The following is a 26,094-nucleotide window of genomic DNA, read 5'->3' as shown; positions in this document are numbered from 1 at the left end:
GGCGCGCGCCTCGAGCCGCGCCGCCGTCGACTCGGCGCGCCCGGCGGCGCGCGCCTCGCTCGACCGCGCGCGCTCCTCGGCGCGCGTGCCGGCGTCGCGCTGCTCGCCCGCTGATCCGCCCCGGTTCCAGCTGCTGTCGACCAAGGCTCGCTCCACTGGCGCCCCTGCGCGCCGCGGTCCGCTCCTAGGATAGGACGTCCTCAGTTTGAACCCCGTCGTGCGCCTGCGCACGCGGGGTACAATTCGGCCCGAGCGCGTCGCGGGCGTCGCGACGCTGCCAGGACGCTGTCGCTTTAACCGCCGCGACGCGGTACGGAGCGCGCCATGCATTTCCTCGATCAGGCAAAGATTTTCGTTCGCTCGGGCGCGGGCGGCCCCGGCGCGGTCAGCTTCCGGCGCGAGAAGTTCATCGAATATGGCGGCCCCGACGGCGGCGACGGCGGCAAGGGCGGCGACATCATCTTCGAGGCGGTGGCCGGGCTGAACACGCTGATCGACTTCCGCTACACCCAGCATTTCCGCGCCCCGCGCGGCACCGGCGGCTCGGGCAGCAACCGCACCGGCGGCGGCGGCAAGGACCTGGTGATCAAGGTGCCGGTCGGTACCCAGGTGCTCGCCGACGACGAGGAGCGCACGCTGCTGCTCGACCTCACCAAGGTCGGCGAGCGCGTCGTCTTCCTGCGCGGCGGCGACGGCGGGCGCGGCAACGCCAGCTACAAGACCTCGACCAACCGCGCGCCGCACCAGCACGGCACCGGCTGGCCCAGCGACGAGGCGTGGGTGTGGCTGCGGCTCAAGCTGCTCGCCGACGCCGGGCTGGTCGGGCTGCCCAACGCGGGCAAGTCGACCTTCATCAACCAGGTCACCAACGCGCAGGCCAAGGTGGGCGCCTATGCCTTCACCACGACTCGCCCGCAGCTCGGCGTGGTGCGCCACAAGATGCGCGAGTTCGTCGTCGCCGACATCCCCGGGCTGATCGAGGGCGCCGCCGAGGGTGCGGGGATCGGCGACCGCTTCCTCGGCCATATCGAGCGCTGCCGCGTGCTGCTCCACCTCGTCGACGCCAGCGACGACGACGTGGCGGAGAGCTATCGCATCGTGCGCGACGAGCTGGCGGCCTATGGCGGCGGGCTCGAGGACAAGCCGGTGGTGGTGGCGCTCAACAAGATCGACATGCTCGACGACGAGCTGATCGCGGCGCTGTCGGCCGAGCTGGAGGAGGCGAGCGGCGCCGAGGTGATCCCGCTCTCGGGCGCGAGCGGCGTCGGCGTCGACTGGGCGCTCGACCGATTGCTCGAGGCGATCCCGACGAGCGAGTCGCCGGTCGACGACGACGGCGAGGAGGAAGCGCTGGAATGGTCGCCGCTGCGGGGGTAAATTGAGGCGCCGCCTACAAGGGAGTCATGGCCACGCAGATCACCCCGGACTATCCGCTGCTGACCGCCGACCGCTTCCTCGAGATGGACTTCGGGGAGGACAAGGCGGAACTCGACAACGGCGTCGTGCGGATGATGGCCGGCGGGTCGGCGCGCCATTCCGAGGTTGCCATCAACATCATATCGACCTTGCGACTGCTCCTGCGTGGCAGCGGCTGCAAACCCCATGGATCCGATATGGCGCTGAGGACGCACGACCTCTCCGTGCGTCTTCCGGACGTAGCGGTTTTCTGCGGCAAGAACGATCCCGCGCTCGACTCGTCCAAGGCCTTCACCGACCCGCGCATCCTGTTCGAGGTGCTCTCCGGCAGCACCGCGCGGACCGACCTCACCGTCAAGCTGGAGGAATATAGAGCCCTCCCCAGCGTCGACACGATCGTGTTCGTCGACATCGCGGTCGAGCGCCTGCGCGTCCTGCAGCGGACCGGCCCGCGCGCGTGGAGCGACGTCGCCCACGACAGTCCCGTCGACCTTCCCCTGCCCGCCCTGAGCCTCACTCTCCCCCACGCCGAGATCTTCGCGCGCGATTGAGCCCGGCGCGCCCGCGCGCTACCGCTCGCGGCGCCATGTCGCTGTTCCCGCCCGCCGCCTGCCCGCGCCTGATCGTCAAGATCGGCTCGGCGCTGCTCGTCGACGACGCCGGCGGGGTGCGCCGGACCTGGCTCGAGACGATCGCCGCCGCCATCGCGGAGCGGGTCGCCGCCGGGCAGCAGGTCGCGGTGGTCTCCTCGGGCGCGATCGCGCTCGGCGCGCGCCGGCTCGGGCTCGCCAAGGGCGGCCGCGCGAGCCTGGAGGACGCGCAGGCCGCCGCCGCGACCGGGCAGATCGCGCTCGCCGGGGTATGGGCCGAGGTGCTCGGCGCGCGCGGGCTCACCGCGGCGCAGATGCTCGTCACGCTCGGCGACCTGGAGGAGCGGCGCCGCTACCTCAACGCCGCGGCGACGCTCCACCGGCTGCTCCAGCTCGGCGTCGTGCCCGTGATCAACGAGAACGACTCGGTCGCCACCGAGGAGATCCGCTTCGGCGACAACGACCGGCTCGCCGCGCGCGTGGCGCAGGCGGCGGCGGCGCAGGGCGTGGTGCTGCTCTCCGACGTCGACGGGCTGTACGACCGCAACCCGGCGCTGCCCGGCGCGCGCCACGTCGCGCGGGTCGAGCGGATCGACGCCGCGATCGAGGCGATGGCCGACCGCGGCTCGGCCTCGGGCATGGGCTCGGGCGGGATGGTCTCGAAGATCGCGGCGGCGCGGATCGCCAACGCCGCGGGCGCGGCGCTCGCGATCGCCTCGGGCCGCGCCGACGCGCCGCTGTCCGCCGCGGCGCGCCACACGCTTTTCGCCGCCGAGCGCGCCGCGCCCGCGCGCAAGGCGTGGCTCGCGGGCGGCCTCACCGCGCGCGGCGCGATCCACGTCGACGCCGGGGCGGCGCGGGCGCTGACCGAGGGACGCAGCCTGCTCGCCGCCGGCGCCACCCGGGTCGAGGGGGCGTTCGCGCGCGGCGACCTCGTCACCATCGAGGGGCCTGCGGGCACGATCGCGCGCGGGCTCGCCGAATATGACTCGGCCGAGGCGGCGCGGCTGCTCGGTCGGCGCAGCGACGAGCAGGCGGCGCTGCTCGGCTATGCCCCGCGCGCCGCGCTGGTCCACCGCAACCATATGGCGCTGCTGTGATCCTGGCACTGACCGGGGCGACCGGCTTCGTCGGCGGCGCGCTGCTGGAACAGGCGCTCGCGGCCGGCCACGCGGTGCGCGCGCTGGCGCGGCGGGCGCCGCCCGAGCGCGACGGCGTGACCTGGGTGCGCGGCGCGCTCGACGACGCCGCGGCGCTCTCGGCGCTGGTCTCGACCGCCGACGCGGTGGTCCACGTCGCCGGCGCGGTCAACGCGCCCGACCGCGCCGGCTTCGCCGCCGCCAACGTCGACGGCACGCGCGCCGTAGTCGGGGCGGCGAAGGTGGCGGGCGTGGCGCGCCTCGTCCACGTCTCGTCGCTCGCCGCGCGCGAGCCCGCCCTGTCCCACTACGGCTGGTCCAAGGCGGGCGCCGAGACGGTCGTCCGCGACAGCGGGCTCGACTGGACGATCGTCCGCCCGCCCGGCGTCTACGGCCCCGGCGACATGGAGCAGCGCGACCTGTTCCGCGCCGCGCGGCGCGGCGTGGTACCGCTGCCGCCCGACGGCCGGCTGTCGATCATCCACGTCGACGATCTCGCGCGGCTGCTGCTGACGCTCGCCGCGCGGCCCGGCACAGCGGGGAACGCGGGCACGCACGCCACCTACGAGCCCGCCAGCCCCGACGGCGCGCTGCGCTACACCGACTTCGCGCGCGCCATCGGCGCGGCGGTGGGACGGCGCGCGCTGCCGCTGCCGCTCCCCGCCGCGCTGCTCCGCCTCGCCGCGCGCGGCGACGCGCTGATCCGCGGGCGCGGTGCCAAGCTCACCGCCGACCGAGTCGCCTATATGCTCCACCCCGACTGGACCGCGGATCCCGCCAAGGCGCCGCCGCCCGAGCTGTGGCGCGCGCGGATCGGCGCGGCCGCGGGGCTGGCGGCCACGGCGCGATGGTATCGCGCCCAGGGCCTGCTATAGCGCGGCCCGACATCCGCCGCATTTCAAGGCCACAGCCGAGCCCATGACCGACCGTACCGCGATCCTCGACACGCTCCGCGCGCAGATCGAACCCTTCAACAAGAAGGGCATCGAGATCACCGAGGCGACCACCTTCCAGGGCGACTTGGAGTGGGACTCGCTCACCGTGATGGACTTCGTCGCCGCGATCGAGGACGAGTTCGACATCATCATCACGATGAACATGCAGGCCGAGATCGAGACCGTCGGGCAGCTCGCCGACGCGGTCGAGAAGCTGCGGGGCTGAGCGCGATGACCGAGACCGGCCTCCAGCCCGAGGCGCTGCCCGAGACCGTCGCGCCCGCGCCGACCGCGCACGACCTGTTCGCCAAGTTCGACCCGCTGATCGCCGAGCGCGACAGGCTGATGGCCTCGGGCGTGCGCGATCCCTTCGGCATCGTGATGGAGGAGGTCCGCTCGCCCACCACCGCGGTGATCCGCGGGCAGGAGACGATCCTGCTCGGCACCTACAATTACATGGGCATGACCTTCGACCCCGACGTGATCGCGGCGGGCAAGCGCGCGCTCGATCAGTTCGGCAGCGGCACCAACGGCAGCCGCATGCTCAACGGCACCTTCCGCGACCATGTCGAGGCCGAGGCGGCGCTGCGCGAGTTCTACGGCGCCGAGCACGCGATGGTCTTCTCGACCGGCTACCAGGCCAATCTCGGCGTGATCTCGACGATCGCGGGCCGCGGCGAATATGTCATCCTCGACGCCGACAGCCACGCCTCGATCTACGACGGCTGCAAAATGGGCGACGCCGAGATCGTCCGCTTCCGCCACAATTCGGTCGAGGACCTCGACAAGCGCCTCGGCCGCCTGCCCGCCGCGCCGGGCAAGCTGGTGGTGCTTGAGGGCGTCTACTCGATGCTGGGCGACATCGCGCCGCTGCGCGAGATGGTCGCGGTGGCGCGCAAGCACGGCTGCATGGTGCTGGTCGACGAGGCGCACTCGATGGGCTTCTTCGGCGCGCACGGCCGCGGCGTGTACGAGGAGCTGGGGCTGGAGCTCGGCCGCGACGTCGATGTCGTGATCGGCACCTTCTCCAAGTCGGTCGGCACGGTCGGCGGCTTCTGCATCTCGAACCATCCCAAGTTCGAGGCGCTGCGCCTCTCCTGCCGCCCCTATATCTTCACCGCCTCGCTGCCCCCCTCGGTCGTCGCCACCGCCGCCACCTCGATCCGCAAGCTGATGCACGCGCAGGAGAAGCGCGCGCGGCTGTGGGACAATGCGCGCCGGCTGCACGGCGGGCTCAAGGCGCTGGGCTTCCGGCTCGGCACCGACGCGCCCGACTCGGCGATCGTCGCGGTGATCCTGGAGGACCAGGAGCAGGCGGTGGCGATGTGGCAGGGGCTGCTCGAGGCCGGGCTGTACGTCAACGTCGCGCGCCCGCCCGCCACCCCGACGGGCACCTTCCTGCTGCGCTGCTCGATCTGCGCCGAGCATAGCGCCGACCAGATCGATCGCGTGATCGCGATGTTCGCCGCGGCGGGTCAGCAGGTCGGCGCGATCACGGGGGCCTCAGCGGGGGCGCTTTAACCTTTGGTAAGGTAAACGGCGGTAAATCGCCGGCGGTGACCGACGAGGACGCCGAGCGCGGGGGCCCGACCTCCACCTGGGGGACGATCGCCCTGTGGGTGATGGGCCTGCTGGGCGTCGCGGTGCTCGCCGCGCTGCTGCTGACGCTGCGCGAGGCCAACCACCGCCGCGACGACGCGCTGGCGGCGCAGCGCCACAGCTACGACGTGATGATCCTGGTGCGCACGCTGCAGGGCACGATCGCGCGCTCCGAGGCGTCGCTGGGGCGCTACGTGATCTCGGGCGACCAGCAGCTCGGCCGGCTCTATTTCGAGGACTGGCGCCGCGCGGACGAGACGATCGACCGGCTCGAGAAGCTGACCCGCGACAACATGGTGCAGGCACGCCACCTCGCCGAGGTCCGCGACGCCTTCCGCGAGCGCGGCGACGAGCTCGCGCTGACCGCGCTCAACACCAATTACCGCAAGAACAACCAGGCCCTGGCGCGCTTCTACCACAGCAGCAAGGCCGACTCGCTCACGCGCATCAACGCGGGGCTCGACTCGCTGGTGGCGCAGGAGCGCGTGCTGCTCGAGGCGCGCACCAGCCACGCCCAGGCCTCGGTGCGGCGATCGAGCATCATCGCCAAGGTGCTCGCCGCCTTCGGGCTGCTGCTGGTGGTCGGCGTGATCTGGCTCGGCTGGGCGGTGGTGTCGGCGCTCTCGGAGCATGCGGTGGCACGCGCCGAGGCCGACCTGCAGCGCGATCGCGCCGAGGAACTGGCCAGCGCGGTGGCGCAGGCGACCGAGGAGCTGCGCGTGCAGGAGGCGCGGCTGCGGCAGATCCAGAAGATGGAGGCGGTCGGCCAGCTGACCGGGGGCATCGCGCACGACTTCAACAATATGCTCGCGGTGGTGCTGGGCGGGATCGAGCTGGCGCAGCGCGCCGTGACGATCGACCCGACGACCGCCGCGCGCCACCTGGCGAGCGCGCACGACGGCGCGCAGCGCGCCGCCGCGCTGACCCAGCAACTGCTCGCCTTCGCGCGCGAGACCGCGATCAACCCCGAGACGATCGCCGCCGCGCCACTGTTCGAGGGGCTCGCCGACCTGATCGGGCGCACCCTGGGCGACGGCGTCACCGTGCGGTTCGGCGACGAGAGCGACGGCTGGTGCACGCGCGCCGACCGGGTCCAGCTCGAGAACTCGCTGGTCAACCTCGCGGTCAACGCGCGCGACGCGATGGAGGGGCGCGGCACGCTCACCGTGCGCGCGCTGCGCCGCACCGTCGCGGGCGCGGACTATGTCGCGCTGGCGGTGAGCGACACCGGCTGCGGCATGACGCCCGAGCTGGTGGAGCGCGTGTTCGAGCCGTTCTTCACGACCAAGCCGATCGGCAAGGGCACCGGCCTGGGGCTGAGCCAGGTGTTCTCCTTCGCGCGCGGGCTGGGCGGCGACGTGTCGGTCGACTCGGTGGTGGGGCTCGGCACCACGGTGACGCTGCTGCTGCCGCGCGAGCGCGCGCTGCCCGCCGCGGCGGTGCTGCCGCCCCGCGCCGCACCGGCGGTGCCGGTGGCCGCGGTGGCGGCGGGGCCGGGGCGCGACGCCACCGGGCTGCATATCCTGGTGGTGGAGGACGACCCGCGCGTCCTGCCCGCGACGATGGAGGCGCTGAGCGAGCTCGGCCACCACCCGCGCGCCTGCGACGACCCCACCCGCGCCGCCGCGCTGCTCGCCGCCATGGAGCGGGTCGACCTGATCCTGTCCGACGTGCTGATGCCGACGCTGACCGGCCCCGAGATGGTCGCCAAGCTGGCCGCGACGCACCCGCGCGTGCCCGTGCTGTTCGTCACCGGCTTCGCCGGCGGCGCCGACGAGGCGGTCGATCTCGCCGGCCGCCCGGTGCTGCGCAAACCCTTCACCCTCGCGGCGCTGGAGCGCGCGGTGGCGCAGGCCGCCGTCCGGCCGGGGGAGACCCGCGCGGCGGCGTGAGGGCATTCCCGATCCTCCCCGGCACGGGGAGGGGGACCGCCGGCCGCGGGCCGGTGGTGGAGGGGGCTCTCCGCGGACGCCACCGCTGCTACGCGGAAGCCCCCCTCCACCAGCCTGCGGCTGGTCCCCCTCCCCGTCCCGGGGAGGATCTCAACGCCCCACATTCCCCTTCACCGTCACGCTTTTCGCTGCTGACGCGCGCGTCGCGGCCCCGTATAGCCGCAGCCTCACCAGGGCCTTCACCGCCCGACGCCACGGGGCAGCGCCGCACCTTGTTCACCTCGATCGACCGCTACATGGCCCGGCTGATCGCACTGCCGCTGTTCGCCACGCTGCTGATCGCCTCGATGCTGCTGATCCTCGACCGGATCGGGCGCCTGTTCGACTTCGTCATCACCCAGGGCGGGCCGGTCAGCGTGGTGTGGCAGATGCTCGCCAACCTGCTGCCCGAATATCTCGGCCTCGGCATCCCGATCGGGCTGATGCTGGGCGTGCTGCTCGCCTTCCGTCGCATCGCCACCTCGAGCGAGCTCGACGTGATGCGCGGCGTCGGCATGAGCTACTCGCGGCTGCTGCGCGTGCCGTACATGTACGCGATCGTGCTGGCCGCGCTGAACATCGCGATCGTCGGCTATGTCCAGCCGCTGGCGCGCTACAATTACGAGAAGCTGCGCTTCGAGCTGCGCACCGGCGCGCTCGGCGCCTCGATCAAGGTCGGCGAGTTCACCCATCTGGGCGACCGCATGACGCTGCGCATCGAGCGCAGCCAGGATAGCGGCCGCCGGCTGTCGGGCATCTTCCTCCACGCGCTGACCCCGCGCAACGACTGGGTCGGCGTCACCGCCGAGACGGGCCAGTTCCTCGCCACCGACGATCCCAACGTGATCACCTTCCGGCTCACCGACGGCACGCTGATCCACAACCGCCCCGATTTCCCGACGCCGCGCGTGCTGACCTTCAGCTCGCACGACCTGCCGATCAACCTGCCGCGGTTCGAGAGCTTCCGCACGCGCGGCGGCAAGAACCTGGAATATACGCTGCCGCAGCTCGCCAAGCTGGGCCATGCCAGCAACGCCAGCGCCGCGCAGCGCGACAGCAGTCGCGCCGAGTTCCACTTCCGTGTCGTCGAGGTGGCGATGATGTTCCTGCTGCCGCTGCTCGCGGTGTCGCTCGGCGTGCCGCCCAAGCGCTCCAGCTCGGCGCTGGGCGTGTTCCTGTCGATCGTGATGGTGGTGACCTATCACAAGATCAACCAATATGCCGCCGCGGTGGGCGAGCGCGGCGGGGTCGACCCGCTGATCGCGCTGTGGGCGCCCTTCCTGCTCTTCGGCGCGCTGATCCTGTGGATGTATTACACGCTCGCTTATGTGCCGGGCGGCCAGCCGATCGGCGCGCTGGAGCGGTTCTTCGGCAAGGCCTGGCAGATGATCGCGCGCTACCTCCCCGGCCGCCGCCGCAGGGAGGCGCGCGCGTGAGCGCCTTCTTCCCCTCGCGCACCGTCGCCATCTACATGGCGCGGCTGTTCCTCACGCGCACCTTCGGGCTCCTGTTCGGGCTGGTGCTGGTGCTGCAGACGCTCGACCTGCTGAGCGAGAGCGGGCGCATCCTCGCCAGCGCGGGCAACGGCGACGCCGAGGTGTGGCGCTACGTCTCGCTGCGCGCGCCGCAGATCATCTCGACTTTCCTGCCCTTCTCGGTGCTGCTCGGCACCGTGCTGACGCTGATCACGATGAACGCGAACAGCGAGGTTGTGGCGCTCAAGGCCTCGGGCCTCTCGGCGCACCAGGTGCTGGCGCCGCTGGTGATCGCCAGCGTCGGCATCGCGCTGCTCACCTTCGCCTTCAACGACCGGATCGTCAGCCGCGCCACCGCCGAGCTGAGCGCGTGGCAGAAGGTGAACTACGGCGCCATGCCGCCCGACCGCGGCGACCGCGCCAACGTCTGGGTGCGCGCCGACAACAACCTGATCTCGGCGGACCGGATCAGCGGGCGCGGCGAGGCGGCGCGGCTCGGGGGCATCACCGTCTACGAGCGCAACCCCGACGGCGGGCTGCGCGGGCTGATCACCGCGCCCAACGGCCTGCGCCAGGGCGACGGATGGAAGGTGTGGCCGGCCAAGCGCTTCGACGTCGCCTCGGGCAGGCTCACCGCGCTGGGCGAGACGGTGGTGGCGCGCGGCGTCACCCCCGACCAGTTCACGCTCGCCAGCGTCGACGGCGACGCGCTCTCCTTCACCGGGCTGCGCGCCGCCATCTCGGACCTGGAGGAGGCGGGGCGACCGACCAAGTCGCTCGAGGGCGTGCTGTGGCACAAATTGTCGGGACCTTTGTCGTCGGTGCTGATGCCGCTGCTCGGCGCCGTGGCGGCGTTCGGCATCGCGCGCTCGGGCGCGCTGTTCGTCCGCGCGGTGATCGGCATGGCGCTGGGCTTCGCCTATTTCATGGCGGACAAGTTCGCGCTGGCGATGGGCAATCTCGGCGCCTACCCGCCCTTCCTGGCGGCCTGGGCGCCGTTCCTGCTGTTCCTGCTGATCGGCGAGGCGGTGCTGCTGCGCACGGAGGAGTGAGGCCGTTCGCGCGGGTGTCCGGTAGGCGCAGGGATCGCTGGGCGGCGTGCGGTGGACGCGACGACTCTGGGCTCCTGCGTGCGCGGTCATCCTGAACCCGTTCCAGGATCCGCCGGACCCGAGACGGGTTCAGGATCGGACGAGACGATCGCGCCGCCAGTGGCCCAGCGGGAGCGACCCGCGCGCGGAGACGGCCCCCTCACCCCACCGGCATCGACCTGGCGGTCGGCTCGCAGCCCGCCAGCGCCTTCTCCTCCGCCTCGTGCGGGGTCGCGGGCAGACCGCCGCGGCGCCAGCCGCCGCGCCGGTAGAAGCCGATCATCATCAGCATCGAGCCCACCGACCCGGCCGGGAAGCTCCACCAGATCGCGTCGGCACCCCAGCTGGGCGACAGGCCCGCGGCGAGCCCCAGCCGCAGCGGGAACATCGCCACCGCCAGGATCACCAGCGGACCGATCACCGACCCGTTGGCGCGCACCGTGGCGGACAGCACCATCGACACGCCGAACAGCACGAAGCTCCACCCGGCGATGAGGTTGATCCGCACCGCGATGTCCACCGCGCCGCCGTCCTGCCCGAGGAACAGCCACAGCAGGTGGCGGTCCAGCAGGGTGAGCAGCGCGACCAGCCCGCCGGTCAGCGCCAGGTTGGTGAGGATGCCGGTGCGCGTGATCCGCCCGACGCGGTCCCATCGCCCCGCGCCGATGTTCTGCGCCGCCATCGCGCTGACCGCCGCGCCGACCGCCATCGCGGGCATCTGGACATAGGTCCATAATTGGTTCGCGGCGCCATAGGCGGCGGTGGTGGCGGTGCCGTGGCGGTTGACCAGCCCGATCATCGCCAGCGCCGAGGTGGAGACCACCAGCATCTGCAACCCCATCGGGACGCCCTTGGCGACGATCGTCCGCAGCAGCGCCGGGTCGGGCAGCACGTAGCGCCACTCCGCCCCGCGCAGCCGCACCGGCAGGTCACGGCGATAGACGTAGCCGAGCAGCGCCAGCAGCGAGACCGTGTTGGCGATCAGTGTCGCCAGCGCCGAGCCCTCGATCCCCAGCGCGGGCAGCGGCCCGAGCCCGCGGATCAGCAGCGGGTTGAGCGCGACGTCGATCGCCGAGCCCAGCGCCATGAACTTGAGCGGCGTGATCGAGTCGCCGGTGCCGCGCAGCGCCATCGTCAGCAGCACCGAGAGGAAGCCCGGCGGCATCGCCACGAAGATCACGCGCAGATAGGCGAGCGCCAGCGGGTAGACCTCCGCGGGCGTGGCGAGCGCGCGCAGGATCGCGGGCGCGGCGAACCAGCCGAGCAGCACGGTGACGAGCGACACGCCCGCGAACAGCCCGAGCGAGGTGCCGAGCACGCGCCGCACCGCGTCGAGGTCGCGCCGCCCCATGTTCTGCCCGATCAGGATCGTCGCCGCCATGCCGAAGCCGAACACCGCGGCGACCAGCAGGAACATGATGATGTTGGCGTTGGTGGTCGCGGCCAGCGCGCGCTCGCCGAGGAATTGCCCGATCCAGATCGCGTTGATCGAGCCGTTGAGCGACTGCAGCACGCTCGAGCCGAGCGTCGGCAGCGCGAACAGCAGCAGGGTGCGCCCGATCGGCCCGGCGGTGAGGTCGCGCTGCGGCGGTCGCGCCATCGGTCCTGTTCCTCCCCGTCCCCCGCGCCGGCTGTAGAGGCTTATCGCGCCGCGGGATAGCGGGCTTCAGTCGGCGAGATAGGCGGCGAGCTCCTCCGCGCTGCCGGTCGGGAAGGCGGCGCGGAGATGGTCGAGGAAGGCGGCGACGCGCGCGCTCAGCAGCCGCCGCGTCGGGTAGAGCGCCCATAATCGGATCGGGGCGGCATCGACCTCGCCCCACAGCGCCAGCCGCCCCGCGGCGAGGTCGCGCGCGACCAGCGAGATCGGCAGCCGCGCCGCGCCCACGCCCGCCAGCGCGGCGTCGCGCACCATCACCAGCGACGACAGGCCGAGCACCGGCGCCACCGCGATCGTCTCCGCCACGCCGCCGGGTCGCAACCGCCAGTCCGCCGGCGCTCCCGCGGCGCCGCGCACCACCGCGCGCGCGCGCTCGCCCGGCGCGGGGGGCGCGAGCGCGGGCGCCGCGACCGCGACGAGCCGGTCGCGCAGGAACGGGCGCCCCACCAGCGCGGCGTCGGGCGCGGGGTCGACGCGGATGACGAGGTCATAGCCCTCCTCGATCATGTCCACCGCGCGGTCCTCGCTGGTCACCTCGAGCCGCACCTCGGGATGCGCGAGCGCGAAGCCGGCGGCCAGCCGCCCCATCGCGGTCTGCGAGAAGAGCAGGGGCGCGCTCACGCGCAGCCGCCCGCGCGGCGCACGCGCGCCCGAGGCCACCGCCGCGGCGGTCTCGTCCAGCTCGGTCAGCAGCGCGGCGGTGCGCTCGTAGAGCGCGCGGCCCTCCTCGGTCAGCTTGAGCGCGCGCCCGCCGCGCTCGAACAGCCGCAGCTCGAGCGCCGCCTCCAGCTCGGCGACGCGGCGCGACAGCGTCGCCTTGGGGCGCCCCGCGGCGCGCGCGGCGCGGCCGACCCCGCCGTGGCGGGCGACCAGGGTGAAGTCGGCGAGGGCGAGCAGGTCCATCACGTCTCCGGCGCGGTGTCTGATCCTCCCCTTGCAGGGGAGGATCAATCCAATCTGTCGCTTAACCTCTTAGCGCCCACGAGCCCGCCAGCGGAAACGGCGCGTCGCTCAGAAGCCGATCGACGCCCGCGCCGCGATCCGGTCGCCCGCGTGGTCGAGCGCGGCGTAGGGCGAGATCACGACCGCGTCGTCGCTGATGTCGGTGCCGGTGTAGACCAGCGCCAGCGTCACCGGCCCGGTGATATGCTCGAGCCCGACCGACCAGTCGCGGTAGCTCCCGGTCGGTCGCAGCCGCGCCGCGCGGATCGGATCGTCGACGCTGCCCGAGGAGCGGCCGAGGCTCGCGGTGAGCGTCCACGGCGTGACGGGGATGCCGACGCGCCCGCGCACGCCGAGATAGAGATTGTCGCCCCCGATCGCGCCCTGCGAGGGGGCGTAGCGCGCCTCCGCGCCCGCCTCGACCGGGCCGAGCGTGTAGCTGGCGCCCGCGCCGAGCTCGCCATAGTCGAGCGACCCGCGCGCGCCGGAGAAGAGATGGCCGGTGACGAAGCCGTCGAGCCGGAACCCGCCGGCCAGCCTGCTATAGCCCAGCGTCGGCTCGATCACCGCGTCGGCGCCGCCGTGGCGCGGGTCGCCGCGCGTGCCGGTGACCCGCGCGCCCAGGTCGATCCCCGACGGCAGGTCGAGCCGTGCCCAGGCGGCGGGGGCGAGCCGCGAGTCGCTCCAGCTCAGCCCGCGACGGCGCTCGTCGGTGGCGACCTCGACCCCGGCGTGCGGCGCCAGCTGCGCCGCCGCGGGGGGGACGAGCGCGGCGCCGGTCAGCGCCGCCAGGAGGATAGGACCGCGCCGCACTCAGCCGCGCCTCCGGTCATGCGCCGCGTCGAGCTCGGCGACGAGCGAGTCCTGGTCGCGCGCGGCGACCGCGAGCAGATGCTCCCGCAACGCACCGCCGCGCGCCGCGACGTCCCGCGCGATCGCGTCGCGCTGCGTCGCGCACCAGCCCGGGCGCGAGCCGGTCAGCGGCTTCACGGCGCTGACGGTGCGCGCCAGGACGTGGCCGGCGGGATGGCGTGCCTCGCGCCGCACCGCGATCGAGGCCTGCCAGGCGCAGCGCAGCGCGCTGGGGCGCCCCGGCGCGCCGACCGCGCCGAGCTGGCGGTGCGTCACGCCGACGTCGCCGCGATAGGTCACGTCGACGCGCTGGCCGCGATGATCGAGCTGGACCTGATGCGACGCGTCGGGGGCGGCGGCGGTGAGGGCCGAGGCGAGCCCGACGACGAGGGGGATAGACATAGGCTTCTCCTTGCGCTGCCCCGGGCCATGCTGCCCGGTGGCACCGCCGAGATGAGGGGGTGCGCGCCCGCTTCAACGAAGCCGCCGCACGGCGCAATGATTCATCACCGGCGATACGGCCAATGTTGCTGGCCGCGGGTCAGGGCGACGCCTGGGTAACGGTTGTACCCGCCGCGGCGGCGCGGCACAGTCGCGCGCGATGCCTTATGCCCCCGCCCTGCCCACCATCGCCGAGGCGATCCAGGCCTCGCTCAGCCCGGTGTTCATGCTCACCGGCATCGGCGCGCTGCTCAACGTGCTGACCGGGCGACTGGCGCGCGTGATCGACCGGGCGCGCGTGCTGGAGGAGCGGCACCCCGCGCTCCAGCGCGACGACCGCACCCGCGCCGCCGCCGAGCTGCGCCGGCTGGCGCGCCGCATGAAGGTGATCAACGCCTCGCTGTTCCTCGCGGTGGCGAGCGCGGTGGCGACCTGCACCGTGGTGGCGATGCTCTTCATCGGCGCGCTGACGCGCTATCACATCGGCCAGTGGGTGGCGTTCAGCTTCATCCTGGCGATGTCGCTGCTGATCGCGGCGTTCGTGGCGTTCATGGTGGAGGTGCGGCTGTCGATCCACGCGATCCGCGTGCGCGACGAGCTGCTGCGATAGGGGGACCCTCGTCCGTTCGGGAGAGACGAGCGGACTCACCCCTGCCCTTCAGGGGAGGGGTGTTTACCGACCGGCGTGAGGCCATGCTCGGCCTTCAACCGGCGTCATCCTGAGCTCGTCCCAGGATCCACCGTCCCGCGGGTAACTCGGCGCCTGAGTGAGCGGCGCGGTGGATCCCGCAACGAGTTCGGGATGACGGCGGCGAGTGGGGCGCGATGGCGTTACCGCTCACGCCCCGCCCCCGCCCCCTCACCGCGTCGGGTCGATCAGGTATTTCTCCCCCGTCGCCTTGCGCTCGTACGCGCGCAGCACTTCGGGATCGAGCGCCTCGGCCAGGCCGATCGTGCGGGTGTAGCGGCTGGCGAAGGTGGTGGTGAGCTCGTCGACCACGCGCTGGCGCATCCGCGCCACCGTCTCGTGCCCCGCGTTCCGCAGCCACGGCGTCAGCAGGAAGCCCGAGACGCTCCACTGGAAGCCGAACGCCAGCCGGTTGAGCACGGTCGGCGCGGTGTCGAGCGCGCCGTAGATGTACAGCTGCTTGAACACGTCCGAGCCGTAGCGGCTGTACTCGGTGGCGCGACGGTTGGCCGCCTGCTCCATCGCCTGGACGATGTCGCTGCCCAGGGTGCCGCCGCCGATCGCGTCGAAGGCGATCGTCGCGCCGGTCTCGGCGATGGCGTCGGCCAGCCGCGCGCGGAAGTCCTCGCCGCGGCTGTCGAGCACGTGGGTGGCGCCGATGTCGCGCAGCAGCGCCGCCTGCGCCTCGCTGCGCACGACGTTGACCAGCGGCACGCCGTCGGCGAGGCAGATCCTCTGCAGCATCTGCCCCAGGTTCGACGCCGCCGCGGTGTGGACGATCGCCCGATGCCCCTCCCGCCGCGCCGTCTCGACGAAGCTGAGCGCGGTCAGCGGGTTGACGAACATGGCCGCGCCGTCCGCCGCGCGGGCGCCGTCGGGCAGCGGCACGACGTCGCGCGCGCGCAGCTTGCGATATTGGGCGTACATCGCGCCCCCCATCATCCCCACCGTGCGCCCGACAAGCGCCTGCGCCTCCGGCCCGGCGGCGACCACCGTGCCCGCGCCCTCGTTGCCGACCGGCAGCGACTGGCCGAGCCGCGCGCGCACCCCGCCCATGCGCTCGCGCGGCACCTGGAAGCGCAGCTCGGGCCGCTCGGCGCTGCCGCCCCGCTCCAGGGTGGCGACGTCCGCCGGGCCGAGCAGCAGCCCGAGATCCGAGGGGTTGATGGGCGCCGCCTCGACGCGGACGATCAGCTCGTCGCCCTGTGGCGGCGACAGCGTCACGGGCTCGAGCGACACGGTCAGCGTGCCGCCCTCGTCCACGGTCGAGCGCAGCTCCAGCCCGGTCACCTCGTCCATCATCGCCTCCTGCTCGCGTGCTTACCCCCGGGGATGCCGCCGCGAGGGTTCGCGGTCAAACCCGTTCTCATCCGTGCGCGGCTGGGGTAGCGCGGGCGCCATGTTCGACCTCGACGCTTACCTCTCCCGCATCGAGCTGCCCGCCCGGCCGACGCGCGACGCCGAAGGGCTGGCGCGGCTCCAGCTCGCGCACCGGCTCACCATCCCGTTCGAGAATCTCGACGTGCGGCTCGGCCGCGCGATCGCGATCGACGGCGGGTCGGTCGCGGCCAAGCTCGTCGGCGCGCGCCGCGGCGGCTATTGCTTCGAGCACAACCGGCTGCTGCTCGACGCGCTGGCCGCGCTGGAGATGCGCGCGCGCCCGCTGCTCGCGCGCGTGTGGCTCGGCGCCGAGGCGACCCCGCCGCGCAACCACGCGCTGTCGCTGGTGACGATCGACGGCACCGAGTGGATCGCCGACACCGGTTTCGGTGCGAGCTACGCGCCGGTGATGCCGCTCGTCGCCGACCAGGAGGCGACCGCGCCCGACGGCGCGCGCTTCCGGCTGGCGCGCGAGGACGACGGCGGCTGGCTGCTGCTGCGCGACGGCGATCCGGTGAGCACCGACGGGCGCACCGCGCCGGGTTGGCAGGGCACGCGCTGGCAGCCGCAGTACAGCTTCACCACTGAGGTGGTGCACGACAGCGACCTGGCCATGGGCAACCACTGGGCGATGACCGCGCCGGCGAGCCGCTTCACCCAGCGCACGGTGGTGAGCATCGTGCTGCCGCACGGCTTCGCCGCGCTGACCGATCGCGGCTATCGCCGCCGCGCCGCGGGCAACACCGCCGAGGGCGAGATCACCGACCCGCGCGTGTACCGCATGCGGCTGAGCCTGATGTTCGGGATCGAGCTGGCGAAGGAGGAGGTCGCCGCGCTGGGGCTGTTCTGAGGAGGCGTGCGAGAGGCCTGGCGAGAGGCGGGTCGGGAAGGCGATCATCGATCCTCCTCGCGAGAGGTGGGGCATCGCATCTGACCCGCGAGTGGCACGTGCAGCGGTTCCGACGATATCTCCCGTGGTCGGGCAGATGGGAGATGGTCAGGTCTGCCGGTCACGTCGGCGACGCGGTCGATACGCGGCATGATTCCTCGCGGTGATGGTGGTGGCGCTGGCGACGGCGTCGTGCGGGGCGGAGGATCGTACGGAGCTGGCGCTGTTCGCCCGCGCTCGCGCCGCGCGCGACCGCGAGGACCATGGCCCGCAGAACCTCGCCCCACGCCGCAAGCGCGCCCTCACAGGACGCTCGCACGGGTGCGCTCTGTCCAGGAGCGTAGCGCTCGCGCAGCCCATCGCGAGCGGGAGGATCGGGCCGCCCGCACCCGCCCCGGCCGCTCGCGCGTTGGGCGCCGCGTCATCAGCGGAGATCCCCATGCGCTCACTCCTCTCCACCGTCGCGATCGGTCTCGGCGCCGGGCTCGTCGCCTCCCTCGTGATGGACCGGTTCCAGGCCGTCGCCGCCCCCGCGCTCGGCCAGGACTCGGGCGACGACGACCCCGCCACGGTCAAGGCCGCCGACAGCGTCAGCCAGATCGTCGAGGGCCGGCCGGTGACGCAGAAGCATCGCCAGGTCGCCGGCGGCGCGATCCATTACGGCGTCGGCGCCGCGCTGGGGATCGGTTACGTGGCCGCGGCGGAACGCTGGCCCGAGACCGCGACCGGCTTCGGCCTGCCCTTCGGCGCGATGACGATGCTGCTGCTCGACGACCTGCTCGTCCCCGCCGCGGGCTGGGGGCCGTGGCCCGAGGCCGAGGCGAAGGGCAACCTCTACACGCTCGCCTCGCACCTCGTCTTCGCCGCGACGGTGGAGGGCGTTCGGCGCGGCGCCGACGCGCTGCTCGCGCGCGACTGAGCGGGCGGCGGGCGCCCGCGCGCGCGGGCCCGTAGGGTGCAGACGTCGCCCGCGTCGCCCGGGATACCGCCGTGACCGACGTTGCCATAACGGGTCGTCGCGCGCCCGCCTCCCTACGGGCTGACGCCGAACCGTCACCTGAGCGTCACCCCAGCGTCAAGCCGCGGTGACACGCGCGTAACACAGGCGGCGTAGGGCAGGGCAGCGAGGGAGGCTGCCATGCCGACGACGGTTCACTCGATCAGCGCGCTCACCGCGGGCTCGCCCCTGGGCGACATCGCCGACCTGTTCGACCCCGACGCGCGCCCGCACCGGCCCGAGCAGGCGATCCCCGAGCACCTGGGCGGCGCGCGCCGCCACTACCGTACCGTGTGGATCAGCGACGTGCATCTCGGCACGCGCGGCTGCAACGCCGACATGCTGATCGACTTCCTCGACCATGTCGACAGCGACACCATGTACCTGGTCGGCGACATCATAGACGGCTGGCAGCTCAAGAAGCGCTTCTACTGGCCCGCCGCGCACAATGACGTGATCTGGCGGCTGATGAAGCGCGCGCGCCGCGGCACGCGCATGGTCTATATCCCCGGCAACCACGACGAGATGTTCCGCCAGTTCGCCGGGCTCGACTTCGGCGGCATCCAGATCCGCCGCAAGGCGATCCACGAGACCGCCGACGGCCGCCGCCTGCTGGTGCTCCACGGCGACGAGTTCGACGCGATCACGCTGTCGCACCGCTGGCTCGCGCATGTCGGCGACGCGGCGTACACGATGCTGATGGCGCTCAACCGCTGGGTCAGCGCGGTGCGGCGGCGCTGGGGCATGCCCTATTGGTCGCTGAGCAAGCACGCCAAGGCCAAGGTGAAGAACGCGGTGGCGTTCATCTCGCGCTTCGAGGAGATCGTCGCCGAGGCGGCGGGCAGCCGCGGCGTCCAGGGCGTGGTATGCGGCCATATCCACACCGCCGAGATGCGCGAGATCGCGGGCGTCTCTTATTACAACGACGGCGACTGGGTCGAGGGCTGCACCGCGCTCGTCGAGCATTTCGACGGCCGGATGGAGATCCTCGACTGGGGCGAGGAGATGCGCGGTCGCGCCGAGCGGCCCGCGGTCGCGCTCGCCGCGCCGGTGCCCGCGCGCGCGGCGCTCGCCGCCTGAGCCCGGCGCGGTGCGGATCGCGATCGTCACCGACGCCTGGGCGCCCCAGGTCAACGGCGTGGTGCGCACGCTCGAGGCGGTGATCGCCGAGCTGCGCGCGGGCGGGCACGAGGTGCTGGTGGTCTCGCCCAGCGGGGTCCGGTCCCTGCCCTGCCCGACCTATCCCGAGATACGACTGGCGCTGATGACCCCCGCCGCGGTGGGGCGGCGGATCGCGGCGTTCGGCGCCGAGGCGGTGCACATCGCCACCGAGGGGCCGCTCGGGCTGTCGGCGCGGCGCTGGTGTCGCGCCCGCGGCCTGCCCTTCACCACCGCCTATCACACGCAGTTCCCGGATTATGTCGCGGCGCGCACGGGCGCGGACCCGGAGTGGGTGTGGCGCTACGTCCGCTGGTTCCACGCCCCCGCCGCGGCGGTGCTCGCCTCCACCGCCACGATCGAGCGCACCTTGCGCGCGCACGGCCTGCCGCGGGTGCGGCGCTGGGGTCGCGGCGTCGGACCCGCCTTCGGCCCCGAGGGCGCGGTCGATCCGCGCATGGCGGCGGCGCGCGCGGCGCTGGCCGAGGGTGCCGGGCACGCGCCGGTGCTGCTCCACGTCGGCCGCGTCGCGGTGGAGAAGAACATCGAGGCGTTCCTCGCCGCCGAGGTCGCGGGGGTGAAGGTGGTGGTGGGCGACGGCCCCGCGCGCGCCGCGCTCGAGCGACGCTTCCCCCAGGCGCTGTTCCTCGGCGCGCTGTTCGGCGACGACCTCGCCGCGGCCTATCGCGCCGCCGACGCGCTGGTCTTCCCGAGCCGCACCGACACGTTCGGGCTGGTGATGATCGAGGCGCTGGCATGCGGCACGCCGGTCGCGGCCTATCCGGTGCCCGGCCCGGTCGACGTGCTGACCCCCGCGACCGGCGCGATGGCGGAGCGGCTGGAGGATTCGATCGCGCGCGCGCTGATGCTCGACCGCGCCGCCTGCGCCGCGGCGGGCGCTGGCTTCACCTGGGCGGCGAGCGCGCGCCAGTTCCTCGACGCGCTCGCGCCCTTCGGGGCGGAGGCGCGGGTCGCGGCATAGGGGATCGACCCACATCCTCCCCGACATGCGGGGAGGACCTCCCTCGCCATCTCGCCTACGCCGCACCCTCCGCTGCGCTCACCCGCCCCCCACGCCCGCTTGCCCTCGCGCGCGCCAGGCACTAAGTCGTTCGGCAACAGGCGGCCGCTCCGGGAAGGGGCGGCCCTTTGCATTTATGGAGTATCCCGCATGGCCCAGCCGCTCATGCCCCACGCCACCGCTTCCTGGCTGGTCGACAATACCTCGCTCTCGTTCGAGCAGATCGCCGATTTCTGCGGGCTGCACATCCTCGAGGTGCAGGCGATCGCGGACGACACCGCCGCCACCAAGCTGACCGGGCGCGATCCCGTCCGCGCGCACGAGGTGACGCAGGAGGAGATCGAGAAGGCGCAGGCCGATTCCGGCTATCGCATGAAGATGACCAAGGGCCCCGACCAGGTCCGTCGCACCAAGGGCCCGCGCTACACGCCGGTGAGCAAGCGCCAGGACAAGCCCGACGGCATCGCCTGGATCATCCGCAACCATCCCGAGATCACCGACGGCGCGATCAGCAACCTGATCGGCACGACGCGCACCACGATCGCCGCGATCCGCGACCGCAGCCACTGGAACATCGGCAACATCACGCCCAAGGACCCGGTGACGCTCGGCCTCACCACGCAGCGCGAGCTGGACGCGGCGGTGGCCAAGGCGGCCAAGGCGGCGGGGATCGAGCAGCAGGCCAACGACCCGCGGCTCGACGGCGACCGCGAGGCATTGATCGCCTCGCTGCGCGCCGAGCGCGAGCAGGCCGCGCGCGACGCCGAGGCGGCCGAGGCGGCCGAGCTGCGCGGCCCGGTCTCGCCGTTCGAGGACCCCTTCCGCCGCTGAGCCGAGGGTCGAGGCGGCGCTGGGCCGAGGCGACGAGCCGCCGGCGGATCCGCGCCGGCGCCGGGATCTCCGCACTCACCACCCCCCGTGGCGCCATCCCGAGCTGGTCTCAGGATCCCCTCATCCGCCTGCTCCTCTCGCCGGTGAGAGGATGCCACGGTGCGGCCCGAACGCCGACCGCTCGCGGCACGCACCCTCGTCGACGGCGGGGCGACAGGGCTCGCGGCCCGGTGGATCCCGAGACAAGCTCAGGATGACGCCGGCGGATGTGGCGGTGCGCACCGGCCCGCGCCCGCTAGTCGGGAGAGCGCGGTGCGGACCGCCGCGCGTCCGGGCCACCGGGAAAGCGCGGTCCGAGACCGCGCGTGCCCCCGCCAGTGAGGACGGGCCGGTGCGAACGGGCATGTTCCGCCGTCCTGGCCCCGCCCCCCCCGCCCCCACGGCGCAGCCTGCCCCCTCCTCGCCGCGCGCTGGCATTCGCCCCGCCGCGGCCCCACATAGCGGCTCACATGAGTTACGCCCGCCGCCCGCAGCCGCAGATCGTCCGCGTCATCGACCTCGAGACCACCGGCGCGGCCCCGCCCGCGCACGCGGTGTGCGAGGTCGGCTGGCAGGACGTCGCGCTCGGCGCCGACGGGCGGTGGGAATTGTACGGCGAGGGGGGCAACATCCTCGTCAACCCGGGCCGGCCGATGCCCGCGATCACCCAGGCGATCCATCATATCCGCGACGAGGACGTCGCCGAGGCGCCGTGGTGGCACGACGTCGCGCGCCAGGTGCTCGATCCCTATCCGCGCCGCGTCGCGCTGGCCGCGCATCGCTCGGCCTTCGAGGAGCAGTTCTGCACCGCCGCGCTGACCCATGGCGCCGACTGGATCTGCACCTGGAAATGCGCGCTGCGGCTGTGGCCCGACAGTCCCAGTTTCTCCAACCAGGTGCTGCGCTACTGGCGCAAGCCCGCGGGGCTGGAGCATGAGCGCGGCCTGCCCGCGCACCGCGCCTTCCCCGACGCCTATGTCACCGCGCACCATCTGCGCGACCAGCTCAACGAGGCCTCGGTGGCGCAGCTGATCCAATGGACCAGCGAGCCCGGGCTGCTGCCGCGCGTCCGCTACGGGCCCGACCGCGGCAAGGAGTGGCGCGAGATCGAGGAGGAGAGCCTGGTCAAGTTCCTCACCGACCGCGACCCCGACGTGCGCTACACCGCCGAGACCGAGATGGCGCGGCGTCGCGGCGGCGGTCACGTCGGGCGGATGACGCCGCAGGAACTGCTGCTGTAGCATAGCCTGTCCGCGGCGCTGGGCTCCCGCCTGCGCCGGAGCGCGGGCTCCCCTCCCCTTGCCTTTCGCGCGCGGCTGCGGGAACACCGGCGTCGCACGACGGAGTCACGGATGCGCGGACAGATACTCGGGGTAGACGTACGCAGCGGCGACGGGCTGGTCGCGGGCGAGGACGGGCAGCGCTACACCTTCGCGCCCGAGGACTGGGCGCAGCACGGCGAGCCGTCGCGCGGGCAGCTGGTCGACTTCGAGGCGGCGGCGGGGCGGGCGCGCAACGTCTACCCGGTGCCGGTCGCGCCCGCGGCGAGGGACGCGCCATTGCCCGTCGCCGCGCCGGTGCCGACCACCGATCGCAACAGATATATCGCCGCGGTGCTGGCCTTGCTCTTCGGCATGTTGGGCATCCACCGCTTCTACCTCGGCCGCGTCACCTCGGGGATCGTGATGGCGGTGCTGACCTTCACCGTGATCGGCGCGCTGGTGACGGTGCCGCTGTCGATCGTCGACATGGTGCGCTACCTGATGATGTCCGACCGCGACTTCGCCGCGCGCTACGGGCGCTTGTGAGGCGAGCGCGGTCCTCGCTCCCCTGACGGGCTCGTCGCGCACGCCGCCCGCGGGCGCGGCGCCTCACCCTTCGCCCGCGGGGGGAGGAAGCCGCCCTACTCGATCCGGAACGCCCGGAACGGCGAGCCCTTCCGCAGCGGCACCGGCACGAGCCAGTCGAAATGCTCGCCGCGCGCCAGCCGCGCGTAGAAGCCGCCGGGCGCCCTGGCGCGATAGTTGGTCGATTCCGCCATGTCGGGGCACACCAGCAGCAGCGTCGCGCGGTGGCGCTTCATGATCGCGCGCGCGCGCTCGGGCGTGCCCTTGAAGGCGTGGTGGACGTCCAGGATCGCGTCGCCGTTGCGGTGGTACGGCCCCGCGATGGCGTCGTGGTGGGTCAGCGTGATCAGCCGCGGGCCGATGTCGACGAAGGTGAAGATCGTCTGCCGCGGCAGCCGGTTGAGCGGCGCCATCGCGGGGATCGTCATGCACCGCCCGGTCGCCTTGTTGACGCGGCGGACATAGGCGCTGGGCCGGTCGATCCTGAACCAGTCGACCGCCAGCTGCGCGAAACTGCCCGACACCAGCACGAACACCGCCACCGCCGCGAAGGCCTTCACCGGCCAGTAGCGCGGCGCGAGCAGCCACGGCAGCGTCGCCCAGGCGAGCGCGGCGGCGCCGGGGATCGCGAGCAGCTGCGCCGCCGGCCCCGCGCGCGCCTGCCACAGCAGCATCAGCGCGGCGAAGGCGCCGAACAGGGCGACGCACGCCCAGCCGCGCAGCGCGGGCGCGCGCCGCGCGCGCCAGGTCGCGAGCAGCGCGCCGATCAGCCCGATGATCGGCAGCGTCACGATCGGCAGCGCGATCCGCAGCGGGTGGCGATAGATCGGCTTGGCCTCGCGCACGTTGGCGAGCCAGGTGGTGTAGAGCTCGTCCGACACCTGCTCGGGGCGGCCGAGGCACTGCGGGAAGGCGAGCGCGAAGAAGGCCGCCACCGCCGCCCCCGCCGCCAGCGCCAGCACCAGCCGCGCCGCCGGCCGCTTCGGGTCGACCAGCGCGAGCAGCAGCAGCAGCCCCCCCGCGAGCACCACCACCGACAGCCACACCGGCGTCAGCGCGTCGCAGCGCAGCACGCGGTTGGCGTAGGAGGCGAAGCCGGCATAGCCCGCCGCCGCGCCCCCCGCGAGCGTCAGCGCGTAGACCGCGAGCCGGTCGCGCTCGCCGCGGTCGATCACCCAGGCGAGCGCGATGATCGCGCCCGCCATGGCGGCATAGGGCAGCATCTCCAGCCCGATCGTCAGCGACACCGCGGTGGCGATCCCCACCAGCGCGCCGCCGCGCGCGCCGCGCGGGTCGCACAGCCCCGCCACGGTCACCGCCAGCATCGCCAGCTGCCAGCCGTGATGGTCGATGCGGTCGGGCAGGAACATGCCGAGCGTCACGTTGGTGGCGAGGAACAGCGCGGGCGCGAGTACCCAGGCGAGCGGGTGGACCAGCCGCCGCAGCGTCGCGCCCAGCGCCACCAACGTCACCGCGGCGGGGAGCAGCGGGGCGATGCCGCACGCCAGCCGCTCCGCCTCCGCGTAGCCGACCAGCGGGCGCAGCAGCAGGATCAGCCCCGCGATCGGCAGGTCGACCAGCCGCGACCAGTGGATGTCGAAGCCGCCCGGCGGGTTCAGCCGATAGTCGCGCAGGTCGTACCAGCCCTGGCCGTTCAGCAGCGCGCGCACCTGCATCAGCCGCATGTTGTCGTCGGTGTCGCCCAGCGACAGCCAGTGGATCGCGGCCCAGCGCTGCCACACGAACCAGGCCGCGATCGCGACCCAGGCGAGCAGCGACAGCCGCAGCCAGTCGCGGTCGATCACGCGCGCCGCCCGCTCCAGCCAGTCACGCGCGGCATGGCGCTCACCCGGCCCGGCGTCCCGCCCCTGCATGTCCAAAACGCTTCCTTCCGGCCGCCGCGCGCGATAGAGCCGCAGCCGCGTCTAGCCCCGGCGGCGCAAAGGGCAAGGTTTTGACAGCGTCTCACTCATCCCCGGCGTCCGCGCCGTCGTCCTCACAGCGCGAGATGGTGTGGCAGCTGGTGCGCTTCGGCGTGACGGGCGGGGTGATGACCGCGCTGTACGCCCTGGTCTACTGGCCGCTCGCCACCTATGTGATGAACCCGAACTTGGCGGTGGTGGTCGCCTTCCTCAGCGTGACCTTCATCGGTCGCTTCGCGCACGGCGCGGTGAGCTTCCGCGGCCACGGCACCCGCAGCGCGCGCACCGCGCGGCGCTTCTTCCTGGTGCAATTGTTCGGCTTCTTCCTCCAGCAGGGGTTCACCTGGGTGCTGGTGACCGGGCCCTTCTTCCACGGGCCGACCTGGTGGCCGCTGGTGCCCGCGGTGTCGGTGGTGCCGCTGCTGACCTTCTGGCTCCAGCGCAACTGGGTGTTCGCGTGACGATGAGGGGCGATCGCTGATGGACCGCCGCGTCTACGACCGCATGGCGGAGCATGATTCGACCCACTGGTGGTATCGCGCGCGCCGCGACGTGCTCGCCGATTTCCTGACGCGCGAGGCGCGGCTCCCCGCCGACGCGCGCATCCTCGAGATCGGCTGCGGCACCGGGCACAACCTGCCGATGCTGGCGCGCTTCGGCACGGTCGACGCGATCGAGATCGACCCCGCCGCGCGCGCGATCGCGAGCCAGCGGCTCGGCCGGCCGGTCGGCGCCGCGCCGCTGCCCGAGCTGCCCGGCGTGGAGCGCGGCGGCTATGACCTGGTCGCGGTGCTCGACGTGGTGGAGCATATCGAGGACGACGTCGCCGCGCTCGCGGCGATGCGCGCGTGCCTGAGGCCCGGCGGCAAGATCCTGATCGCGGTGCCCGCGCACCAGTGGATGTGGAGCGCGCACGACGTGGTGAACCACCACCACCGCCGCTATTCCAAGCCCGGCCTGGTGCGCGCGATCCGCGCCGCCGGGCTGAGGGAGCGCGGGCTGACCTATTTCAACTCGCTGCTGTTCCCGCTGGCCGCCGCGGCGCGCGTCGCGGGGCGGCTGACCGGGCGCGACGACAGCGACGACTCCCCCCCGGCGGCGCCGCTCAACGCGCTGTTCGAGCGTGTCTTCCGTGTCGAGCGCCATCTGGTGGGGCGGGTGCCGATGCCGATCGGCGTGTCGATCCTGACGCTGGCCGAGCCGGTATAGGGGGGGAGAGGGCAGCGTCGCGGTGGCTCGCCCGCCCCGCACCGT

Annotated in this window: 25 protein-coding genes; 19 read left to right on the top strand and 6 right to left on the bottom strand. The window is 73.2% G+C overall.

The genetic code is table 11. From position 1 onward, the window contains the following. Positions 1-324 precede the first annotated feature (324 nt). The 9 genes from obgE (at position 325) to lptG (ending at position 10,137) form a co-directional block, all read left to right on the top strand. Positions 325-1,377 carry a GTPase ObgE gene (gene obgE / locus KZ813_RS15835; RefSeq protein WP_219755943.1) on the top strand — a complete coding sequence of 351 codons (1,053 nt, stop codon included), beginning with the start codon at positions 325-327 and terminating at the stop codon, positions 1,375-1,377. Between the two features lie 26 nt (positions 1,378-1,403). Further along, positions 1,404-1,967: a Uma2 family endonuclease gene (locus tag KZ813_RS15830; RefSeq protein ID WP_219755942.1), complete on the top strand. Its 564-nt coding sequence runs from the start codon at positions 1,404-1,406 to the stop codon at positions 1,965-1,967. Positions 1,968-2,002: 35 nt separating this feature from the next. Continuing rightward, positions 2,003-3,106, top strand: coding sequence for a glutamate 5-kinase (gene proB, locus KZ813_RS15825; RefSeq protein WP_219755941.1), 1,104 nt, complete (start codon positions 2,003-2,005; stop codon positions 3,104-3,106). Continuing rightward, positions 3,103-4,020, top strand: a complete 918-nt coding sequence (locus KZ813_RS15820; RefSeq protein ID WP_219755940.1) for an SDR family oxidoreductase — start codon at positions 3,103-3,105, stop codon at positions 4,018-4,020. Before proB ends, KZ813_RS15820 begins: the two co-directional genes overlap by 4 nt. A gap of 43 nt (positions 4,021-4,063) precedes the next feature. Further along, positions 4,064-4,306, top strand: coding sequence for an acyl carrier protein (locus KZ813_RS15815; protein WP_183946111.1), 243 nt, complete (start codon positions 4,064-4,066; stop codon positions 4,304-4,306). Between the two features lie 5 nt (positions 4,307-4,311). Further along, positions 4,312-5,601, top strand: coding sequence for a serine palmitoyltransferase (gene spt / locus KZ813_RS15810; protein ID WP_219755939.1), 1,290 nt, complete (start codon positions 4,312-4,314; stop codon positions 5,599-5,601). Positions 5,602-5,636: 35 nt separating this feature from the next. Beyond that, positions 5,637-7,571: an ATP-binding protein gene (locus tag KZ813_RS15805; protein ID WP_308461914.1), complete on the top strand. Its 1,935-nt coding sequence runs from the start codon at positions 5,637-5,639 to the stop codon at positions 7,569-7,571. Between the two features lie 296 nt (positions 7,572-7,867). Then, positions 7,868-9,046, top strand: a complete 1,179-nt coding sequence (lptF, locus tag KZ813_RS15800; protein ID WP_219755938.1) for an LPS export ABC transporter permease LptF — start codon at positions 7,868-7,870, stop codon at positions 9,044-9,046. 35 nt (positions 9,047-9,081) lie between these two features. Continuing rightward, positions 9,082-10,137 (top strand): LPS export ABC transporter permease LptG, encoded by a 1,056-nt coding sequence (gene lptG, locus KZ813_RS15795; RefSeq protein WP_219755960.1) that lies wholly within the window; start codon positions 9,082-9,084, stop codon positions 10,135-10,137. A 199-nt stretch (positions 10,138-10,336) separates the two neighbouring features. Here lptG and KZ813_RS15790 read toward each other — a convergent pair whose 3' ends face one another. The 4 genes from KZ813_RS15790 to KZ813_RS15775 form a co-directional block, all read right to left on the bottom strand. Then, positions 10,337-11,776, bottom strand: coding sequence for an MATE family efflux transporter (locus KZ813_RS15790; RefSeq protein ID WP_219755937.1), 1,440 nt, complete (start codon positions 11,774-11,776; stop codon positions 10,337-10,339). A 66-nt stretch (positions 11,777-11,842) separates the two neighbouring features. Continuing rightward, on the bottom strand, positions 11,843-12,736 hold the full coding sequence (locus KZ813_RS15785; protein ID WP_219755936.1) for a LysR family transcriptional regulator: 894 nt from the start codon (positions 12,734-12,736) through the stop codon (positions 11,843-11,845). A gap of 108 nt (positions 12,737-12,844) precedes the next feature. After that, the gene (locus tag KZ813_RS15780; protein WP_308461913.1) at positions 12,845-13,588 is read right to left on the bottom strand and encodes a TorF family putative porin; all 744 of its coding nucleotides are present in this window, start codon (positions 13,586-13,588) and stop codon (positions 12,845-12,847) included. Then, the gene (locus tag KZ813_RS15775; protein WP_219755935.1) at positions 13,589-14,029 is read right to left on the bottom strand and encodes a hypothetical protein; all 441 of its coding nucleotides are present in this window, start codon (positions 14,027-14,029) and stop codon (positions 13,589-13,591) included. A 199-nt stretch (positions 14,030-14,228) separates the two neighbouring features. Between KZ813_RS15775 and KZ813_RS15770 the strand changes: the two genes are divergently transcribed. Next, on the top strand, positions 14,229-14,678 hold the full coding sequence (locus tag KZ813_RS15770) for a DUF2721 domain-containing protein (RefSeq protein WP_219755934.1): 450 nt from the start codon (positions 14,229-14,231) through the stop codon (positions 14,676-14,678). A 249-nt stretch (positions 14,679-14,927) separates the two neighbouring features. On the opposite strand, the gene KZ813_RS15765 is transcribed toward KZ813_RS15770, so the two are convergent. Next, positions 14,928-16,055, bottom strand: a complete 1,128-nt coding sequence (locus tag KZ813_RS15765; protein ID WP_219755933.1) for a zinc-binding dehydrogenase — start codon at positions 16,053-16,055, stop codon at positions 14,928-14,930. A 100-nt stretch (positions 16,056-16,155) separates the two neighbouring features. Here KZ813_RS15765 and KZ813_RS15760 point away from each other — a divergent pair, with 100 nt between their 5' ends. The 7 genes from KZ813_RS15760 to KZ813_RS15730 all read left to right on the top strand — a co-directional run bounded on the left by KZ813_RS15760 (position 16,156) and on the right by KZ813_RS15730 (position 22,879). Then, entirely contained in the window at positions 16,156-16,986 is an 831-nt protein-coding gene (locus KZ813_RS15760) for an arylamine N-acetyltransferase family protein (protein ID WP_219755932.1), read from the top strand. 478 nt (positions 16,987-17,464) lie between these two features. Beyond that, positions 17,465-17,944 carry a DUF1440 domain-containing protein gene (locus tag KZ813_RS15755; protein ID WP_219755931.1) on the top strand — a complete coding sequence of 160 codons (480 nt, stop codon included), beginning with the start codon at positions 17,465-17,467 and terminating at the stop codon, positions 17,942-17,944. 219 nt (positions 17,945-18,163) lie between these two features. Then, on the top strand, positions 18,164-19,102 hold the full coding sequence (locus tag KZ813_RS15750; protein ID WP_219755930.1) for a UDP-2,3-diacylglucosamine diphosphatase: 939 nt from the start codon (positions 18,164-18,166) through the stop codon (positions 19,100-19,102). Positions 19,103-19,112: 10 nt separating this feature from the next. After that, the gene (locus KZ813_RS15745) at positions 19,113-20,162 is read left to right on the top strand and encodes a glycosyltransferase family 4 protein (RefSeq protein ID WP_219755929.1); all 1,050 of its coding nucleotides are present in this window, start codon (positions 19,113-19,115) and stop codon (positions 20,160-20,162) included. 189 nt (positions 20,163-20,351) lie between these two features. Continuing rightward, positions 20,352-21,032 (top strand): DUF1013 domain-containing protein, encoded by a 681-nt coding sequence (locus KZ813_RS15740; RefSeq protein ID WP_219755928.1) that lies wholly within the window; start codon positions 20,352-20,354, stop codon positions 21,030-21,032. A gap of 509 nt (positions 21,033-21,541) precedes the next feature. Next, positions 21,542-22,312 (top strand): 3'-5' exonuclease, encoded by a 771-nt coding sequence (locus tag KZ813_RS15735; RefSeq protein ID WP_219755927.1) that lies wholly within the window; start codon positions 21,542-21,544, stop codon positions 22,310-22,312. A gap of 111 nt (positions 22,313-22,423) precedes the next feature. Beyond that, on the top strand, positions 22,424-22,879 hold the full coding sequence (locus tag KZ813_RS15730) for a TM2 domain-containing protein (RefSeq protein WP_219755926.1): 456 nt from the start codon (positions 22,424-22,426) through the stop codon (positions 22,877-22,879). 95 nt (positions 22,880-22,974) lie between these two features. On the opposite strand, the gene KZ813_RS15725 is transcribed toward KZ813_RS15730, so the two are convergent. Beyond that, a complete protein-coding gene (locus KZ813_RS15725; protein ID WP_258046843.1) occupies positions 22,975-24,792 on the bottom strand; it encodes an AcrB/AcrD/AcrF family protein in 1,818 nt (605 codons plus the stop codon). Between the two features lie 134 nt (positions 24,793-24,926). Between KZ813_RS15725 and KZ813_RS15720 the strand changes: the two genes are divergently transcribed. Together KZ813_RS15720 and KZ813_RS15715 are read left to right on the top strand one after the other, a co-directional pair. Then, complete coding sequence (locus tag KZ813_RS15720; RefSeq protein ID WP_219755925.1) at positions 24,927-25,301, top strand: GtrA family protein; 375 nt, start codon at positions 24,927-24,929, stop codon at positions 25,299-25,301. A gap of 19 nt (positions 25,302-25,320) precedes the next feature. Continuing rightward, the gene (locus KZ813_RS15715) at positions 25,321-26,049 is read left to right on the top strand and encodes a class I SAM-dependent methyltransferase (protein WP_219755924.1); all 729 of its coding nucleotides are present in this window, start codon (positions 25,321-25,323) and stop codon (positions 26,047-26,049) included. The last annotated feature ends 45 nt before the right edge of the window (positions 26,050-26,094 follow it).

Source organism: Sphingomonas folli, from assembly GCF_019429525.1.
GTDB classification, from domain to species: Bacteria; Pseudomonadota; Alphaproteobacteria; order Sphingomonadales; family Sphingomonadaceae; genus Sphingomonas; species Sphingomonas folii.
Note: the sequence above shows the minus strand (reverse complement) of the source record. Positions and strands in the feature narration are given on the sequence as shown.

Bases quoted from the DNA above. Each gene is read 5' to 3' on its own strand.
- obgE (WP_219755943.1), top strand. From the start codon at position 325: ATGCATTTCCTCGATCAGGCAAAGATTTTCGTTCGCTCGGGCGCGGGC.
- KZ813_RS15830 (WP_219755942.1), top strand. From the start codon at position 1,404: ATGGCCACGCAGATCACCCCGGACTATCCGCTGCTGACCGCCGACCGC.
- proB (WP_219755941.1), top strand. From the start codon at position 2,003: ATGTCGCTGTTCCCGCCCGCCGCCTGCCCGCGCCTGATCGTCAAGATC.
- KZ813_RS15815 (WP_183946111.1), top strand. From the start codon at position 4,064: ATGACCGACCGTACCGCGATCCTCGACACGCTCCGCGCGCAGATCGAA.
- spt (WP_219755939.1), top strand. From the start codon at position 4,312: ATGACCGAGACCGGCCTCCAGCCCGAGGCGCTGCCCGAGACCGTCGCG.
- lptF (WP_219755938.1), top strand. From the start codon at position 7,868: ATGGCCCGGCTGATCGCACTGCCGCTGTTCGCCACGCTGCTGATCGCC.
- lptG (WP_219755960.1), top strand. From the start codon at position 9,082: ATGGCGCGGCTGTTCCTCACGCGCACCTTCGGGCTCCTGTTCGGGCTG.
- KZ813_RS15790 (WP_219755937.1), bottom strand. From the start codon at position 11,776: ATGGCGCGACCGCCGCAGCGCGACCTCACCGCCGGGCCGATCGGGCGC.
- KZ813_RS15785 (WP_219755936.1), bottom strand. From the start codon at position 12,736: ATGGACCTGCTCGCCCTCGCCGACTTCACCCTGGTCGCCCGCCACGGC.
- KZ813_RS15775 (WP_219755935.1), bottom strand. From the start codon at position 14,029: ATGTCTATCCCCCTCGTCGTCGGGCTCGCCTCGGCCCTCACCGCCGCC.
- KZ813_RS15770 (WP_219755934.1), top strand. From the start codon at position 14,229: ATGCCTTATGCCCCCGCCCTGCCCACCATCGCCGAGGCGATCCAGGCC.
- KZ813_RS15765 (WP_219755933.1), bottom strand. From the start codon at position 16,055: ATGGACGAGGTGACCGGGCTGGAGCTGCGCTCGACCGTGGACGAGGGC.
- KZ813_RS15760 (WP_219755932.1), top strand. From the start codon at position 16,156: ATGTTCGACCTCGACGCTTACCTCTCCCGCATCGAGCTGCCCGCCCGG.
- KZ813_RS15755 (WP_219755931.1), top strand. From the start codon at position 17,465: ATGCGCTCACTCCTCTCCACCGTCGCGATCGGTCTCGGCGCCGGGCTC.
- KZ813_RS15750 (WP_219755930.1), top strand. From the start codon at position 18,164: ATGCCGACGACGGTTCACTCGATCAGCGCGCTCACCGCGGGCTCGCCC.
- KZ813_RS15740 (WP_219755928.1), top strand. From the start codon at position 20,352: ATGGCCCAGCCGCTCATGCCCCACGCCACCGCTTCCTGGCTGGTCGAC.
- KZ813_RS15735 (WP_219755927.1), top strand. From the start codon at position 21,542: ATGAGTTACGCCCGCCGCCCGCAGCCGCAGATCGTCCGCGTCATCGAC.
- KZ813_RS15730 (WP_219755926.1), top strand. From the start codon at position 22,424: ATGCGCGGACAGATACTCGGGGTAGACGTACGCAGCGGCGACGGGCTG.
- KZ813_RS15725 (WP_258046843.1), bottom strand. From the start codon at position 24,792: ATGCAGGGGCGGGACGCCGGGCCGGGTGAGCGCCATGCCGCGCGTGAC.
- KZ813_RS15720 (WP_219755925.1), top strand. From the start codon at position 24,927: ATGGTGTGGCAGCTGGTGCGCTTCGGCGTGACGGGCGGGGTGATGACC.
- KZ813_RS15715 (WP_219755924.1), top strand. From the start codon at position 25,321: ATGGACCGCCGCGTCTACGACCGCATGGCGGAGCATGATTCGACCCAC.